Genomic DNA, 15,958 nt, shown 5'->3' on the forward strand with positions numbered 1-15,958 from the left:
TCATGACGAACGACTCCGAATCCCAGCTCCCCGCCGACGCCGCCGAGGACTCCGAGGAGGCTCCCGAGGCCTCCGAGGCCGAGGTCGCCGCCGTCCCGCGGGCCCGCATTCCCGAGCTGCTGCACGCCGCGGTGGCGGCCGTCGGCGGTGTGGAGCGGCCCGGCCAGGTCCGCATGTCCGAGGCCGTGGCCGACGCCGTCGACAGCGGCGAGCACCTGCTGGTGCAGGCCGGCACCGGTACCGGCAAGTCCCTCGCCTACCTGGTGCCGGCCCTCGCCCACGGCGACCGCGTGGTGATCGCCACGGCCACCCTGGCCCTGCAACGCCAGCTGGTGGAGCGGGACTTGCCGCGCACCGTCGAGGCGCTGCACCCGGTGCTGCGCCGCCGCCCGCTGTTCGCGATGCTCAAGGGCCGCTCCAACTACCTCTGCCTGCACCGGGCCAACGAGGGCACCCCGAGCGATGAGGGCGAGGGCCTGTTCGACCCGGTGGACGCGCTCGGCGGCCCCACCGGCAAGCTCGGACAGGACGTCCTGCGGCTGCGCGACTGGGCGGAGGAGACGGAGACCGGGGACCGCGACGACCTCAGCCCCGGCGTCTCCGACAAGGCCTGGGCGCAGCTCGCGGTGACGTCCAAGGAGTGCCTCGGCGCCACCCGCTGCGCGTACGGCCAGGAGTGCTTCGCCGAGAAGGCGCGCGAGCGGGCCAAGCTGGCGGACGTCGTGGTCACCAACCACGCCATGCTGGCGATCGACGCGATCGAGGGCGCCCCGGTGCTGCCCGAGCACGGGCTGCTGATCGTCGACGAGGCGCACGAGCTGGTCAACCGGGTCACCGGCGCGGCCACCGCCGAGCTGACGGTGGGCGCGGTCAACCGGGCGGTGAAGCGGGCGGCCCGGCTGGCCAACGAGAAGGCCGTGGACGCCCTCCAGGCGGCCGCCGAGAACTTCCACGGCCTGATGGAGACGGCCCAGCCCGGCCGGGTCGAGGAGCTGCCCGAGTACCTCGCGTACGCGGTCACCGCGATCCGGGACGCCAGCCGGCAGGTGATCACCTCGCTCGGCGAGACGCGGGACAAGGCGCTCAGCGACGAGGACGCGGTGCGCAAGCAGGCGATGGCCTCCGCGGAGACGCTGCACGAGACGGCCGAGCGGCTGCTCGGGGACTCCGAGTACGACGTGGTCTGGATCGAGCGCAGCGACCGCTTCGGGATGGGCACCGCCTCGCTGCGGGTCGCCCCGCTGAGCGTGTCGGGGCTGCTGCGGGAGGGCCTGTACAAGGAGCGCTCGGTGGTGCTCACCTCGGCCACGCTCAAGCTCGGCGGGGACTTCACCGGCGTCGCCGCCTCGGTCGGCCTGCCCTCGGAGGCCCGGCTGCCGGACGAGCGCGGGCCGGCCGACGCACCCGAGTCGGCCTTCGGGGAGGACCCGGTGCCGCACTGGCGGGGCATCGACGTCGGCTCGCCGTTCAAGTACCCCAAGCAGGGCATCCTCTACGTCGCCCGGCACCTGACCGACCCGGGGCGCGACCCCGAGCGGCCCGACATGCTGGACGAGCTGGCGGAGCTGATCGGCGCGGCGGGCGGCCGGACGCTGGGCCTGTTCTCCTCGATGCGCGGCGCCCAGACGGCCGCCGAGGCGATGCGCGAGCGGCTCGACAACCGGATCCTGCTCCAGGGGGAGGACACCCTGGGGGAGTTGATCCGCGACTTCGCGTCGGACGCCACCACCTGCCTGTTCGGCACGCTCTCGCTCTGGCAGGGGGTGGACGTGCCCGGTTCGGCCTGCCAGCTGGTGGTGATGGACCGGATCCCGTTCCCGCGTCCGGACGATCCGCTGATGAGCGCCCGGCAGAAGGACGTCGAGCAGCGCGGCGGGAACGGCTTCATGGCCGTCGCGGCCACCCATGCCGCGCTGTTGCTGGCGCAGGGCGCGGGTCGGCTGGTCCGGGCGGCGGACGACCGGGGCGTGGTGGCGGTGCTCGATCCGCGGGTCGAGACCAAGCGCTACGGGAGCTTCTTCCGCTCCTCGATGCCGGAGTTCTGGTACACCACCGACCGCAACCAGGTGCGCCGCTCGCTGGCGGCGATCGACGCCTCGGCGGAGCCGGTCCGGCCGGTGTCGAAGCGGGGCTGAGAACGCCGGAGGGGCTCCGCGCGGTGTGCGTGGAGCCCCTTCCCGTGAGTGTGTGCCGGGGGTGTGCGCGGCGGTCGCGCGGGCCGGCGTCGGCGGGTGGTCAGAGCCGGCGCAGCACCGCCACGACCTTGCCCAGGATGGTCGCGTTGTCGCCGTTGATCGGCTCGTAGGCCGGGTTGTGCGGCATCAGCCAGATCCGGCCGTCCTCGCGCTTGAGGCGCTTCACGGTGGCCTCGCCGTCGATCATCGCGGCCACGATGTCGCCGTTCTCGGCGACCGGCTGGCGGCGGACGGTGACCCAGTCGCCGTCGCAGATGGCCGCCTCGATCATCGAGTCCCCGCGGACGGTCAGCGCGAACAGCTCGCCCTCGCCGACCAGCTGGCGCGGCAGCGGGAAGACGTCCTCGACCGTCTGCTCGGCCAGGATCGGCCCGCCCGCGGCGATCCGGCCGACCAGCGGGACGTACGAGGTGGACGGCCGGCCGGCCGTCTCGGCGGTGTTCGGGCGGGCCACCTCGACGCCGCGCACCTCGTAGGCGCGGGGGCGGTGCGGGTCGCGGCGCAGGAACCCCTTGCGCTCCAGGGCCATCAGCTGGTGGGCGACCGAGGAGGTGCTGGAGAGGCCGACGGCCTGGCCGATCTCGCGCATGGACGGCGGGTAGCCCCGGCGCTGGACGGAGTCCCGGATGACCTCGATCACCCGGCGCTGGCGCTCGGTCAGCCCGGCCTCGTCGGTGCGGATGCCGGGCGGGCGGCCCGGCATCGCACGGGTGGGGGCGGGGTGCCCGTCGTCCAGGACGGGGGCATGCTCGATCGGCTGGTCGGGAACCCGGCTCGGGCTGGAAACGGCCGGGCCGGAGAGGCGGTGGTCTTCGCTACGGTCCATGCTGATGTCCACGCTCTGCTGATTCGTGGTGCGCTGCCCCACCTTGAGCTGGGAGTGCTCCTGCACCGGGATGGTGTTGCTTTCGATCGTGTTCACGGCGGCCCCTCTCGACGGCTGTCCTCTCCCCTTTTCCAGCCCAACGGCACCTCCTATCGAAAGGTTGCGCCAAACACACGTTCGAGTGAATTATTCGGGAGTTGGCTGACTCGATCAAGGCTTTGCTGTACATCGATTAAATGTTCGACCGAAAGTCGGCCCCGGCAGTCTAATCGGCGCCGACACGCCAGGGGTGTCACCTCCCCCGAAGACCTAGATGTAGTGGCTACAGTCCACATCGTGCCCAGTACTAGTGGTCACGTCGCATGATCAGCTTGCCGAGGCCGGGTCGACATCGCGTAGACTCGACGAGTCCGCACGTTCTGCCCGGGAGGGATCTTTCAGGTGCACTGCCCCTTCTGCCGGCATTCCGACAGCCGCGTCGTCGACAGCCGGACCACCGAGGACGGCGGCTCGATCCGCCGTCGCCGGCAGTGTCCGGACTGCGGCCGCCGCTTCACCACGGTGGAGACGGCCGCGCTGATGGTCATCAAGCGCAGCGGCGTCACCGAACCCTTCTCCCGGGAGAAGGTCATCTCCGGAGTCCGCAAGGCCTGCCAGGGCCGCCCGGTCACCGAGGACGCGCTCGCCCAGCTCGGCCAGCGGGTCGAGGAGTGCGTGCGGGCCACCGGCAAGTCCGAGCTCACCACCCACGACGTGGGGCTGGCCATACTCGGACCGCTCAAGGATCTCGACGTTGTCGCGTTCCTGCGCTTCGCCAGCGTGTACCAGGCGTACGACGGACTGGAAGACTTCGAGGCCGCCATCGCGGAGCTCCGCGCCGAGCGGCCCGTCCCCGAGGCGGACGGCACCTGCGTGCCGGTTCCCGCCGCCGCGCCCTAGGAGGCCCGGCGCAGTACCAGCGGCCCCCAGGGGCTGCCAGCCACACCGGCCCCACGGGGTCGAAGCATGCCCGGAAACGGGGCACAGAACACCACAAACCGTGTGGATACAGGCAGGTCGTCGCCTGTCCGCACACCGGAAGACGAACCAGCGGTGCCCGGACTTTTCAGGGCACTTTGGGCGTTTGCCCAGGAGGAGGAGCGAGAAGTGACAGACACCACGAGCGGTTCCGCACGCGGGTCGAAGTCCGACAAGGCCGCGACCAAGGGAGCCGGCAAGGCCCCCAAGGGCGGTCTGCGGATCGAGCGCATCTACACCACCCCTGGCGTCCACCCCTATGACGAGGTCCGCTGGGAGCGCCGCGACGTCGTCATGACCAACTGGCGCGACGGCTCGATCAACTTCGAGCAGCGCGGCGTCGAGTTCCCCGACTCGTGGTCGGTCAACGCGGTCAACATCGTCACGTCCAAGTACTTCCGCGGCGCGGTGGGCACCCCGCAGCGCGAGTGGAGCCTGAAGCAGATCATCGACCGCGTGGTGCTCACCTACCGCGCCGCCGGCGAGAAGAACGGCTACTTCGCCACCCCCGCTGACGCCGAGGTCTTCGAGCACGAGCTGACCCACGCCCTCCTCCACCAGGTGTTCAGCTTCAACTCGCCGGTCTGGTTCAACGTCGGCACCAAGCAGCCCCAGCAGGTCAGCGCCTGCTTCATCCTGGCCGTCGACGACTCCATGGAGTCGATCCTCGACTGGTACAAGGAAGAGGGCATGATCTTCAAGGGCGGCTCCGGCGCCGGCCTCAACCTCTCCCGGATCCGCTCCTCCAAGGAGCTGCTCTCCTCCGGCGGCAACGCCTCCGGCCCGGTCTCCTTCATGCGCGGCGCGGACGCCTCCGCCGGCACCATCAAGTCCGGTGGCGCCACCCGCCGCGCGGCCAAGATGGTCGTGCTGGACGTCGACCACCCCGACGTCGAGGCCTTCATCGAGACCAAGGTGAAGGAGGAGGAGAAGATCCGCGCCCTGCGCGACGCGGGCTTCGACATGGACCTCGGCGGGGACGACATCACCTCCGTCCAGTACCAGAACGCCAACAACTCGGTCCGCGTCTCCGACGAGTTCATGACCGCCGTCGAGAACGGCACGGAGTTCGGCCTGCGCGCCCGGATGACCGGCGAGGTCATCGAGACCGTCGACGCGAAGAAGCTCTTCCGCAAGATGGCCGAGGCGGCCTGGGCCTGTGCGGACCCGGGCATCCAGTACGACTCCACCATCAACCACTGGCACACCTGCCCGGAGTCCGGCCGCATCAACGCGTCCAACCCCTGCTCCGAGTACATGCACCTGGACAACTCCAGCTGCAACCTCGCCTCGCTGAACCTGATGAAGTTCCTGCGCGACGACGACTCCTTCGACGCCGAGCGCTTCGCCAAGGTCGTCGAGCTGGTCATCACCGCGATGGACATCTCGATCTGCTTCGCCGACTTCCCGACCGAGAAGATCGGCGAGACCACCCGCGCCTTCCGCCAGCTCGGCATCGGCTACGCCAACCTCGGCGCCCTGCTGATGGCGACCGGCCACGCCTACGACAGCGAGGGCGGCCGCGCCCTGGCCGGCGCCATCACCTCGCTGATGACCGGCACCGCCTACCGCCGCGGCGCCGAACTCGCCGGTGTGGTCGGCCCGTACGACGGCTACGCCCGCAACGCCGCCCCGCACCAGCGGGTCATGGGACAGCACGCGGACGCCTCCCGTGCGGCCGTCGCGCTGGGCGACCTGGACGCCCCCGTCTGGGCCGCCGCCACCGAGACCTGGGGCGACGTGCTCCGCCTCGGCGCGGAGAACGGTTTCCGCAACGCGCAGGCCTCGGTGCTCGCGCCGACCGGCACCATCGGCCTGATGATGGACTGCGACACCACCGGCGTCGAGCCCGACCTGGCGCTGGTCAAGTTCAAGAAGCTCGTCGGCGGCGGCTCGATGCAGATCGTCAACGGCACCGTCCCGCGCGCGCTCAAGCGCCTCGGCTACCAGGCCGAGCAGGTCGAGGCGATCGTCGCCCACATCGCCGAGCACGGCAACGTGGTGGACGCGCCCGGCCTGAAGACCGCGCACTACGAGGTCTTCGACTGCGCGATGGGCGAGCGGGTCATCTCGGCCATGGGCCACGTGCGGATGATGGCGGCGATCCAGCCCTGGATCTCCGGCGCCATCTCCAAGACGGTGAACATGCCGGAGGCCGCCACCGTCGAGGAGATCGAGGAGATCTACTTCGAGGCCTGGAAGCTCGGGGTCAAGGCCCTCGCCATCTACCGCGACAACTGCAAGGTCGGTCAGCCGCTCTCGGCGAAGAGCAAGGCGGCGGAGACCAAGGCCGCGGAGGCCAAGGCGGAGTCCGCCCCGGCCGCGGTCGAGAAGGTCGTCGAGTACCGGCCCGTCCGCAAGCGCCTGCCCAAGGGCCGCCCGGGCATCACCACCTCCTTCGCGGTCGGTGGCGCCGAGGGCTACATGACGGCCAACTCCTACCCGGACGACGGCCTCGGCGAGGTCTTCCTGAAGATGTCCAAGCAGGGCTCGACCCTCGCGGGCATGATGGACGCCTTCTCCATCGCCGTCTCGGTCGGCCTCCAGTACGGCGTGCCGCTGGAGACGTACGTCTCGAAGTTCACCAACATGCGCTTCGAGCCGGCCGGTCTGACCGACGACCCGGACGTGCGGATGGCGCAGTCGATCGTCGACTACATCTTCCGCCGCCTGGCGCTGGACTTCCTGCCGTTCGAGACCCGCTCCGCGCTGGGCATCCACTCCGTCGAGGAGCGCCAGCGCCACCTGGAGACGGGCTCCTACGAGCCGCTGGAGGCCGAGGAGGAGCTGGACACCGAGTCCCTCGCCCAGTCCGCCCCGCGCGCGGCCGCGGCCGCCGCTCCGGCGGCCCCGGCCAAGCCCGCCGCGGTCGAGGCCCCCAAGCCGGCCCCGGCGCAGGCCCACAACTCGACGGAGCTGCTGGAGATCCAGCTCGGCCTCAACGCCGACGCCCCGCTCTGCTTCTCCTGCGGCACCAAGATGCGCCGCGCCGGCAGCTGCTACCTCTGCGAGGGCTGCGGCTCCACCAGCGGCTGCAGCTGACCGGGCGCGGCCCGGGCCGTTGCCTGGTGAGGTGACCGGCCGTTGAGGCGGGGCGAGGACTTAGTGTCCTCGCCCCGCCTCTTTTGCGTGCCCGTCGTTCGTGTGCGCGGGGGCGGCTTCGGCGTCGGAGTTTGTCAACCAGGGTTGACAGTTGGAGGGCGTCAACCTAAGTTGACACCATGAGCGACAGCGGAGAACTCGCGGCGGCGGCGAGCAGCCGTGACCCCGCGGTGGGACTTCGGGCGGTCCGTGCGCTGCGCGACCTGGCGGACCGGTTGGAGGGTCTGCAGGTGGGCAGCGCCCGTGCGCAGGGCTGGTCCTGGCAGGACATCGCGGTCTGCCTCGGGGTGACCCGGCAGGCGGTGCACAAGAAGTACGCCCGGCGTGGTTCCGGCGGGGGATCCAGCGGGGATTCCGGCGGCGGTTCCGGCAGGGGTTCCGGTGGCGACGAGAGCGGAGGCTGAGTGATGTTCGAGCGATTCACCGAGTCGGCACGGCGGGTGGTGGGCCGGGCGCGGCAGGAGGCGGGGGAACTTCAGCACGGGTACGTCGGCACGGAGCACCTGCTGCTGGCGATCCTGACCGAGCCGGAGGACCCGGCGGCCGCGGTGCTGATCGGGGCCGGGCTGGATCACGAGACCGCGCAGCGGGCGGTGCGGCGGCTGCTGGGGGCGGGGGACGACGCCCAGGCGCTGGCTGCGATCGGGGTGGATCTGGACGCCGTCCGGGAGGCGGTGGAGTCGGTGTTCGGGGAGGGGGCGCTGGACGCGCCGGCGGAGGAGCCGCAGGGGCGCGGCTGGTTCCGGTCGGAGTCCAAGGGACGGCGCGGTCCGTTCACGGCCCGGGCGAAGAAGACGCTGGAGCTGTCACTGCGGGAGTCGCTGCGGCTGAAGTCGGGCCACATCGCGGTCGGGCACCTGCTGCTCGGACTGATGCGGGAGGGGGACGGCCTCGGCGCCAGGGTGATCGTCGATCACGGGCTGGATGCGGCGGCCGTGCGGCGGGCGGTGGAGGCGCGGTTGGGGTGACCGGGGTGCGGGGCGGAGGCGGCGTGATCAAGGTGCGGGGGCGGGGTCGCGGTTCGGTGTACACAGCGTGAATGAACGAGACTGACCGTCAACTGCCCAGTTGAGGACACATTCTCAATAGATATGATCTGCCGATTGCGTGAACCGATCAGCCGCCCGGAGACGTTTCATCACGTCGGCCGGGCGGTGGCGCATTCGCCCGTCCGCTGTCGGCGCCAGCCCGTCGACGCCCGCCGCCGTTGCCGAGGACCGCACCGATGAGAGAACGCACCAGCCCCGATGGCGCGGCGCCCCGGCGGCCCGCCGCGCGTACCGCGGCCCTGACCGCGGGGGCCGTCCTGCTGGCGGCGGTCGCCGCGCCGGTGGGCGTCCGTCGGGCGCTGGCGGCCCATCAGCCGCTCACCGTCGCCGCCGTGTGCGCGGTCGCGGTGCTCTGGCTGATCGCGGTCGGCCTCGCGGCGACCGGTGCCGAGCGCTCCCGTCGGCTGGCGGCCGACCTGGCCGGGCAGCAGGGCGAGACCATGGCGGGCCTGGTGGCGGTTGACGCGGCCCGGAACGCCCAGGCGGCGGCCCGCGCCGATGCCGTCGCCGCACGGGCCGAGCGGGACGCCGCCCGGGAGGAGCTGATCCGGGCGGGCGCCGATGCGGCGGCCGCCCACGCCGAGCTGGCCCGGCTGCGGGCGGCGGCCGAGGAGGAACAGGCCGCGCGCGCCGAACTGGACCGGCTCGCCGCCGAGATCCTGCCCGGGGTGGTGAAGAGGCTCCGCGACGGCGCGTCCGTGGACAGCGCGCTCGCCGGGCACCGCACGCACCCCCAGTACGCGCTGCTGCGCGTCGTCGCCGAGGAGGTCGGGAAGGGCGAGCGGCTGCGGGCCGCCGCCCTCGCGGTCTGCGCGACCGCCGCCGGCCGCGTCCAGGCGCTGGCCACCAGCATGCACGCCGAGCTGCGCGAGATGCAGCACCGGCATGACGAGGAGGTGCTGGGCGACCTGCTGCGCCTGGACCACTCGACCGCGCAGGCGGGCCGGATGGCCGACGGCATCGCGGTGCTCACCGGCGCCCGCTCGGGGCGGCGCTGGGCGAAGCCGATCGCCGTGGAGTCTGTGCTGCGTGGTGCGCTCGGCCGGATCGGCGCCTACCAGCGGGTCCGGCTGCACAACGCCAGCACCGCGGCCGTCGCCGGGTTCGCCGCCGAGGGCGTGATGCACGCGCTCGCCGAACTCCTGGACAACGCGACCAACTTCTCCGCCCCGCCGGCCGAGGTGCACGTCTACGTCGAGGAGGTGTCGGCCGGGCTGGTGGTCACCGTCGAGGACAGCGGGCTCGGCCTGAGCGACAGTTGGCTGCGGCGGGCCGAACGGGCCGTGTGCGCGGAGCCGTTGGACCTCACCACGCTCGCGGCCGGCACCCGGCTCGGTCTTGCGGTGGTCGGCTCGCTGGCCCGCAAGTACGGTCTGCAGATCTCCTTCCGGCCGTCGGCGCGCGGTGGTACCGGGGTGGTGATGCTGATCCCGCAGCAGCTGGTCACGCACGCCGCTCCGGAGCCGGCGGCGGCGCCCGTCGAGCCGGCCGCGCCGGTGCGACCGGCGGTGCGCGCGCGCCCGGTGCTCACTCCGGCGGCCAAGCCGCCCGCCGCCGTACCCGCTCCCGCTCCCGCTCCCGCTCCCGTACCCGCTCCCGTACCCGCTCCCGTACCCGCTCCCGTGCCCGCGCCCGCGTCCGCGCCCGTCCCGGTCACCGAGAGCGGACTGCCGCAGCGCCGCCGCGGGCAGACGCTCGCGGTGACCGCCCCGGCCGCGGCCCCCGCCGCGAAGCCGGCCCGCGCCGACGCGGTGAGCGCCGCCGCCCGGTTCGGCGCCTTCCGCAAGGCCGCACAGCAGGCCCGGACGCCCGCCGACACCCCCCGGTCCGGCGGTACGGACACCCTCTCAGCCACCCCCGGCACCACCGGCACCACCGGCACCACGGACACCACCTCCGACGCCTCCCCCGTCACCGAGAAGGACTCCTGATGAGCACCGCCACCGATCGCGACCTCGACTGGCTGTTGGACAACCTGCTGACCGCCACCCCCGGCACCCGACACGCCCTGGTGCTCTCCGCCGACGGCCTCAAGCTCTGCCACACCGCGGGCCTCACCGGGGACCAGGCCGACCAGCTGGCGGCGATCGCCTCCGGGATGCAGAGCCTGGCGCACGGCGCCTCGATCGAGTTCGGCGACGGCAGCGGCGGCGTGCGGCAGTCGATGACCGAGTTCCACGGCGGCATCCTCTGCATCGTGGCGGCCGGCGAGGGCGCGCACCTCGCGGTGGTCACCGACGACGAGGCCGACGTGGGCGTGGTCGGCCACAACATGCACGGCCTGATCGAGCAGATCGGGGTCCACCTCAGCGCCCCGGCCCGGGACACCGGGGGCGCGGTGGCGGACGGGAGCGCCCCGGCATGAGCGGGCGGCCGGTCCTACCGGGGCGCGACGACGACCCGGACCGCCTCTACACCATCACCCGGGGCCGCAGCCGTTCGCCGGAGAACGCCTTCGACCTGGTCACCCTGATCGTGGCCGAGCGCCGGCCGGCACCGGGCATGCAGTCGGAGCACGTGCGCATCCTGCGGATGTGCGAGGCACCGGTCGCCGTCGTCGAGGTGGCCGCCGAGCTGAAGCTGCCGGTCTCGGTGGTGAAGATCCTGCTCGGCGACCTGCTGGAGGCCGGGGCGGTCACCGCCCGGCACCCCCGGTTCGCGCCCGACAAGGCCCGGCTGCCCGATATCGACACGCTGAAGCAGGTGCTCCATGGACTCCAACAGCTCTGACGCCCCGGCGTCCCGGCGCACCCCGCTGCGCGGCACCGCCGACAACGCGCTGAAGATCGTCGTGGTCGGCGGCTTCGGGGTCGGCAAGACCACCCTGGTCGGCGCGGTCAGCGAGATCCGGCCGCTGAACACCGAGGAGACGATGACCAGGGCGGGCGAGGGCATCGACGACCCCTCGGACGCCTGGGGCAAGCGCTCCACCACCGTCGCCTTCGACTTCGGGCGGATCACCCTCTCCGCCAGCCAGGTGCTGTACCTGTTCGGCGCACCGGGGCAGGAACGTTTCTGGTTCCTCTGGGACCGGCTGTTCAGCGGCGCCCTCGGCGCGGTCGTCCTGGTGGACACCCGGCGGCTGGAGGAGTCCTGGTACGCCATCGACCGGCTGGAGCACCACGGCACGCCGTTCATCGTGGCGCGCAACAACTTCGGCGACCCGACCCACACCCTCGACCAGGTCCGCGAGGCGCTCGACCTGCCCGCCGACATCCCGCTGGTCGACTGCGACGCCCGCGACCGCGAGGACGGCAAGCGCGTGCTGATCGAACTCGTCCGCCACCTGGCCGCCCGGGTCGAGGCCCAGGACACCACCGCCGTGTACCAGGACACCACCACCGCCGTGTACCAGGAGAGCACCCCGTGACCGAGCCCGCCGCCACCCCGCCGCCGGGCTGCCCGGCGCACGCCGGCGCCACCCCGCTGTACGGGCCGCGCTTCCAGACCGACCCCGCCCAGCTCTACCGCGAACTGCGGGCCGCGCACGGCCCGGTCGCGCCGATCGAGCTGGCCGGCGGCGTCCCCGCCTGGCTGGTGATCGGCTACCGCGAGCTGCAGCTGGTCACCGGCCAGCCGCAGCTGTTCGGCCGGGACTCCGCCCGCTGGAACGCCTGGGCGGACATCCCCGAGAACTGGCCGCTGAAGCCGATGATGGCCCCGGTGCCGTCGATCCTGTACGCCGAGGGCGAGGAGCACGTCCGCCGCTCCCGGGCCGTCACCGACGCGCTCGCCGCCATCGACCCGTACGAGCTGCGCAAGCACTGCGAGGAGATCGCCGACCGGCTGATCGACGGGTTCGGCGGCCGCGGCGAGGCCGACCTGGTCGCCGAGTACGCCCACCGGATGCCGCTGCTGGTGCTCTGCCGGCTGCTCGGGCTGAGCGAGGAGCAGGCGCCGGTCCTGACCGAGGCACTGCTGACGATGCTGGACGGCGGCCCGGACGCGCCCGCCGGAGCGCAGCGGCTGCTGGCCCTGATGCTCGACGTGGTGCGGGAGAAGGCCGAGCACCCCGGCAACGACATCGCGACCGCGATGCTGCAACACGAGGCGGGCCTGGAGCACGACGAGATCATGCGGGACCTCCGGGTGCTGCTGATCGCCGGCCACCAGCCCTGCTCGTACTGGATCTCCAACGCGCTGCGGCTGATGCTCACGGACGAGCGGTTCGCCGCCTCGCTCTCCGGCGGCCGGCGCAGCATCAGCCAGGCGCTGAACGAGGCGCTCTGGGAGGACACCCCGACGCAGATCTTCGCCGGCCGCTGGGCGACCCGGGACACGGTCCTCGGCGGGCAGCGGATCGCCGCCGGGGACATGGTGCTGCTGGGCCTGGCGGGGGCGAACGCGGACCCGTTGGTCCGCCGGCCGGACGGGAGCCCGGCCGAGGGCAACCGGGCGCACCTGAGCTACTCGTACGGGGAGCACGGCTGCCCGTTCCCGGCGCAGGAGGCGGCCGAGGTGATCGCCACCATGGCGATCGAGGTGCTGCTGGACCGGCTGCCGGACCTGCGGCTGGCGGTGGCGGAGCACGCGCTGGTGTGGCGGCCGTCGGCCTGGGTGCGCGGGTTGGTGGCGCTGCCGGTGTCGTTCAGCCCGGGCTTCTCGGTCTGAGCCCGCCGTTCGGGGCCCTGCTGTTCCGGCGGCCCCGGCCTGCGCCGGCCCTTTCTAGAGCCGGGCGACCCAACAACCGGGCGACCCAACAACCGAGCCACCCAAGGAGAACCGTGCCGATGACCGCCCCGATCGCCCTCGACCCGCTGGCGGGGGACAACGCCGCCGAGGGCGCCCTGCTGCGCGCCGCCGGTCCGGCGGTGGCCGTGGAGCTGCCCGGCGGGGTCGCCGCCTGGGCGGTGACGCGGCACGCGGCCGCGCGTGAACTGCTGACCGACGCCCGCCTGGTGAAGGACGCCGCGCACTGGGCCGCGTACCAGCGCGGCGAGGTGCCGAAGACCTGGCCGCTGATCGGTCTGGCGGTGCCCGGTCCGAGCATGGTGACCACCGACGGCGCCGAGCACCGGCGGCTGCGGGCGCTGGTGGCACAGGCGTTCACCCCGCGCCGGGTGGAGCTGATGCGCCCCCGGGTGGAGGAGATCACCCATGCGCTGTTGGACGCGCTGGCGGTGGGCGAACCGGTGGTGGACCTCAAGACGGCCTTCGCCTTCCCGCTGCCGATGACGGTGATCTGCTCGCTGCTCGGCGTCCCGGAGTCCGACCACGGCCATCTGCGTGACCTGTACGAGCGGTTCTTCGGCACCCGCCCGAACCCCGAGGGCATCCAGGCGACCATTGCCGCGCTGAACGCCTTCGTCAACGACCTGGTGGCTCAGCGCCGTTCGGCCCCCGGCGACGATCTGGCCAGTGCCCTGCTGGCGGCGGACACCGAGGGCGGGGCGCTGAGCGACGCGGAGGCGGCGGCCACCCTGCGGGTGATCATCGCGGCGGGGCACGAGACCACGGTCAACCTGCTCGGCAACGCCGTCCGGGCGCTGCTGGCGCACCCGGACCAGCTGGCGCTGGTGCGCTCGGGTGAGATCGGCTGGGACGCGGTGGTGGAGGAGTCGCTCCGCTGGACGCCGCCGACCAGCAACTTCCTGTTCCGGTTCACCGCCGAGGCGATCGAGGTCGGCGGGGCGGACGGGGTGGTGATCCCCAAGGGCGAGCCGGTGCTGGTCTCGTACAACGCGATCGGCCGGGACCCGGCGCAACACGGGGTGACGGCCGAGCTGTTCGACATCACCCGGGATCCGATCCGGCACCTCTCCTTCGGTCACGGTCCGCACGTCTGCCCGGGTTCGCCGCTGGCACGCCTGGAGGCGGGGGTGGCGCTGCCGGCCCTGTTCGAGCGGTTCCCGGACCTGGCGCTGGCGGTGCCGGACGGGGAGTTGAGGCCCAGCCCGTCGCTGGTGGTGAACAGCCTGCGGGAGATCCCGGTCCGGCTGTTCTGACGACCGGGGCGGTCGGGACGGTCCAGCCGTCGGGCTGTTGCGAGGACGATGCCCCGCCCGCCCGGCCCGCTCCGAGCGGGCCGGGACGGGTGGTGCGACGGGTCACGAGTGGGGCACTTGCCGACGAAGGTCGAACGCACACCTTGGCGGCGGGTGCCTGCTGCGTTAACGTCGTCAAACCGGCCAGCCCGCCGGGTACATGTCGATCTCCGGTACAGCGCACTGTCGTTCTGTCCCCTGCAGGTCCGTCGAGCTGCAGGTCTGTCGTACGAGGCGTTCACGCCCTGGCGAGGAGGACCGCATTGACCCCCAGCACGACCGAGCCGTCCACACGTTCCCGTCGCCGTCCGATCGCCGTCCCCGCCCTGCTGGCGGCGCTGGCGCTGACGGCGGCCTGTTCCAACAGTTCGAGCAGTTCGGGCGGTGGCTCGGGCGGTACCCAGACGCTGGCGGGGGACTGCGCCAAGTACCAGCCGTACGCAGGCCATTCGGGCAGTACGGTGACCGTCTTCGCGTCGATCCTCAGCCCGGAGTCGGACAACCTGGAGAAGTCCTGGGCGGATTTCGCCAAGTGTACGGGCATCAAGATCAGTTATGAGGGGTCCAACGACTTCGAGTCGCAGCTCCCGGTGCGGGTGACCGGCGGCAACGCCCCGGACTTCGCGATCATCCCGCAGCCCGGCCTGCTGGCCCAGATGGTGAAGAGCGGCAAGGTGGTCAAGCCGCCCGAGCAGACCGCCGCCAACCAGGACAGGTGGAGCCCGGTCTGGAAGACCTACGGCTCGGTCAACGGCACCTTCTACGCGGCGCCGATGAGCGCCAACATGAAGTCGCTGGTCTGGTACTCGCCGAAGGCCTTCAAGCAGGCCGGCTACGAGGTGCCGAAGACCTGGGCCGATCTGATGGCGCTCAGCGACCGGATCGCCAAGGCCGGTGCCACCAAGCCGTGGTGCGGCGGCATCGCCTCCGGGACGGCCACCGGCTGGCCCGCCACCGACTGGCTGGAGGAGGTGGTGCTGGGCACCTACGGCGGCGAGGTGTACGACCAGTGGGTGAGCCACAAGGTGAAGTTCTCCGATGAGAAGATCACCACGGCGATGAAGACCATCGCGGACTGGATGCAGAACCCCGCCTGGGTCAACGGCGGCTACGGCGACGTGAAGTCGATCGCCACCACCACCTTCCAGGACGCGGGCGCGCCGATCCTCACCGGCAAGTGCGCCATGCTCCAGCAGGCCTCCTTCTACAAGGCGCAGTGGCCCAAGGACACCAAGGTCGGTCCGGACGGCGACATCTTCGCCTTCCACCTGCCGGCCGTGAACCCGGCGGTGGCCAACCCGGTGGAGGGCGGCGGCGAGTTCCTGACCGCCTTCGCCAGCCGGCCCGAGGTGCAGGCGGTGCAGAACTACCTGTCCAGCGCCGACTGGGCGAGCAGCCGGGTGAAGACCGCCACCGGCTGGGTCTCGGCCAACCAGGGCGTGGACAAGAGCCTGTACACCGACCCGATCGACCGGCTCTCCGCCGACGCGCTCACCGACCCGGCCGCGACCTTCCGCTTCGACGGCTCGGACCTGATGCCCGCCGCGGTCGGCGCCGGGCAGGAGTGGAAGTCGCTGACCGCCTGGTTCGCCGAGGGCCAGTCCATCCAGAAGACCGCCGCCGACATCGACGCGGCCTGGCCGCAGTAGCGGCCTTCCCACCAGGACCACCTGCCGAGGGCGGTGCGGGGCCCCCCCCCCCCCCCCCCCCCCCCCCCCCCCCCCCCGCCGCCGGCCCCGCCCCCCCCCCCCGCCCCCCCCACCGCCCCCGCGCCCCCCGCCCCGA

General features: G+C 72.5%; 13 protein-coding genes. 12 read left to right on the plus strand and 1 reads right to left on the minus strand.

Annotated elements, in window-relative coordinates; translation table 11 throughout:
- Positions 1–2 precede the first annotated feature (2 nt).
- Positions 3–2,135: an ATP-dependent DNA helicase gene (locus ACIGZJ_RS25210; RefSeq protein WP_396459334.1), complete on the plus strand. Its 2,133-nt coding sequence runs from the start codon at positions 3–5 to the stop codon at positions 2,133–2,135.
- A 100-nt stretch (positions 2,136–2,235) separates the two neighbouring features.
- Here the strand turns inward: ACIGZJ_RS25210 and lexA are convergent, their stop codons facing one another.
- The gene (gene lexA, locus ACIGZJ_RS25215) at positions 2,236–2,898 is read right to left on the minus strand and encodes a transcriptional repressor LexA (protein ID WP_224281048.1); all 663 of its coding nucleotides are present in this window, start codon (positions 2,896–2,898) and stop codon (positions 2,236–2,238) included.
- A 564-nt stretch (positions 2,899–3,462) separates the two neighbouring features.
- Here lexA and nrdR point away from each other — a divergent pair.
- The 11 genes from nrdR to ACIGZJ_RS25270 all read left to right on the plus strand — a co-directional run bounded on the left by nrdR (position 3,463) and on the right by ACIGZJ_RS25270 (position 15,822).
- Positions 3,463–3,960 (plus strand): transcriptional regulator NrdR, encoded by a 498-nt coding sequence (gene nrdR / locus ACIGZJ_RS25220; protein WP_392940502.1) that lies wholly within the window; start codon positions 3,463–3,465, stop codon positions 3,958–3,960.
- Positions 3,961–4,167: 207 nt separating this feature from the next.
- Positions 4,168–7,080 carry a vitamin B12-dependent ribonucleotide reductase gene (locus ACIGZJ_RS25225; protein ID WP_396459335.1) on the plus strand — a complete coding sequence of 971 codons (2,913 nt, stop codon included), beginning with the start codon at positions 4,168–4,170 and terminating at the stop codon, positions 7,078–7,080.
- Between the two features lie 179 nt (positions 7,081–7,259).
- Positions 7,260–7,544: an RNA polymerase subunit sigma-70 gene (locus ACIGZJ_RS25230; protein WP_392940505.1), complete on the plus strand. Its 285-nt coding sequence runs from the start codon at positions 7,260–7,262 to the stop codon at positions 7,542–7,544.
- Between the two features lie 3 nt (positions 7,545–7,547).
- Positions 7,548–8,108, plus strand: a complete 561-nt coding sequence (locus tag ACIGZJ_RS25235; protein ID WP_396459336.1) for a Clp protease N-terminal domain-containing protein — start codon at positions 7,548–7,550, stop codon at positions 8,106–8,108.
- Positions 8,109–8,365: 257 nt separating this feature from the next.
- Complete coding sequence (locus tag ACIGZJ_RS25240; RefSeq protein WP_396459337.1) at positions 8,366–10,120, plus strand: sensor histidine kinase; 1,755 nt, start codon at positions 8,366–8,368, stop codon at positions 10,118–10,120.
- Positions 10,120–10,554, plus strand: a complete 435-nt coding sequence (locus ACIGZJ_RS25245; RefSeq protein ID WP_396459338.1) for a roadblock/LC7 domain-containing protein — start codon at positions 10,120–10,122, stop codon at positions 10,552–10,554. Before ACIGZJ_RS25240 ends, ACIGZJ_RS25245 begins: the two co-directional genes overlap by 1 nt.
- Positions 10,551–10,919 carry a DUF742 domain-containing protein gene (locus ACIGZJ_RS25250; protein ID WP_396459339.1) on the plus strand — a complete coding sequence of 123 codons (369 nt, stop codon included), beginning with the start codon at positions 10,551–10,553 and terminating at the stop codon, positions 10,917–10,919. The genes ACIGZJ_RS25245 and ACIGZJ_RS25250 overlap by 4 nt, the downstream gene beginning before the upstream one ends.
- Positions 10,900–11,559 (plus strand): GTP-binding protein, encoded by a 660-nt coding sequence (locus tag ACIGZJ_RS25255; RefSeq protein WP_396459340.1) that lies wholly within the window; start codon positions 10,900–10,902, stop codon positions 11,557–11,559. The genes ACIGZJ_RS25250 and ACIGZJ_RS25255 overlap by 20 nt, the downstream gene beginning before the upstream one ends.
- Positions 11,556–12,800, plus strand: coding sequence for a cytochrome P450 (locus tag ACIGZJ_RS25260; RefSeq protein ID WP_396459341.1), 1,245 nt, complete (start codon positions 11,556–11,558; stop codon positions 12,798–12,800). Before ACIGZJ_RS25255 ends, ACIGZJ_RS25260 begins: the two co-directional genes overlap by 4 nt.
- A gap of 119 nt (positions 12,801–12,919) precedes the next feature.
- A complete protein-coding gene (locus ACIGZJ_RS25265) occupies positions 12,920–14,134 on the plus strand; it encodes a cytochrome P450 (protein WP_396459342.1) in 1,215 nt (404 codons plus the stop codon).
- Positions 14,135–14,436: 302 nt separating this feature from the next.
- Entirely contained in the window at positions 14,437–15,822 is a 1,386-nt protein-coding gene (locus tag ACIGZJ_RS25270; RefSeq protein WP_392940522.1) for an ABC transporter substrate-binding protein, read from the plus strand.
- The last annotated feature ends 136 nt before the right edge of the window (positions 15,823–15,958 follow it).

The sequence above is a fragment of the Kitasatospora sp. NPDC052868 genome, assembly GCF_044547105.1.
GTDB lineage: Bacteria > Actinomycetota > Actinomycetes > Streptomycetales > Streptomycetaceae > Kitasatospora.

Bases quoted from the DNA above. Each gene is read 5' to 3' on its own strand.
- ACIGZJ_RS25230 (WP_392940505.1), top strand. From the start codon at position 7,260: ATGAGCGACAGCGGAGAACTCGCGGCGGCGGCGAGCAGCCGTGACCCC.
- ACIGZJ_RS25235 (WP_396459336.1), top strand. From the start codon at position 7,548: ATGTTCGAGCGATTCACCGAGTCGGCACGGCGGGTGGTGGGCCGGGCG.
- ACIGZJ_RS25265 (WP_396459342.1), top strand. From the start codon at position 12,920: ATGACCGCCCCGATCGCCCTCGACCCGCTGGCGGGGGACAACGCCGCC.
- ACIGZJ_RS25240 (WP_396459337.1), top strand. From the start codon at position 8,366: ATGAGAGAACGCACCAGCCCCGATGGCGCGGCGCCCCGGCGGCCCGCC.
- ACIGZJ_RS25245 (WP_396459338.1), top strand. From the start codon at position 10,120: ATGAGCACCGCCACCGATCGCGACCTCGACTGGCTGTTGGACAACCTG.
- ACIGZJ_RS25210 (WP_396459334.1), top strand. From the start codon at position 3: ATGACGAACGACTCCGAATCCCAGCTCCCCGCCGACGCCGCCGAGGAC.
- ACIGZJ_RS25250 (WP_396459339.1), top strand. From the start codon at position 10,551: ATGAGCGGGCGGCCGGTCCTACCGGGGCGCGACGACGACCCGGACCGC.
- lexA (WP_224281048.1), bottom strand. From the start codon at position 2,898: ATGCCGGGCCGCCCGCCCGGCATCCGCACCGACGAGGCCGGGCTGACC.
- ACIGZJ_RS25255 (WP_396459340.1), top strand. From the start codon at position 10,900: ATGGACTCCAACAGCTCTGACGCCCCGGCGTCCCGGCGCACCCCGCTG.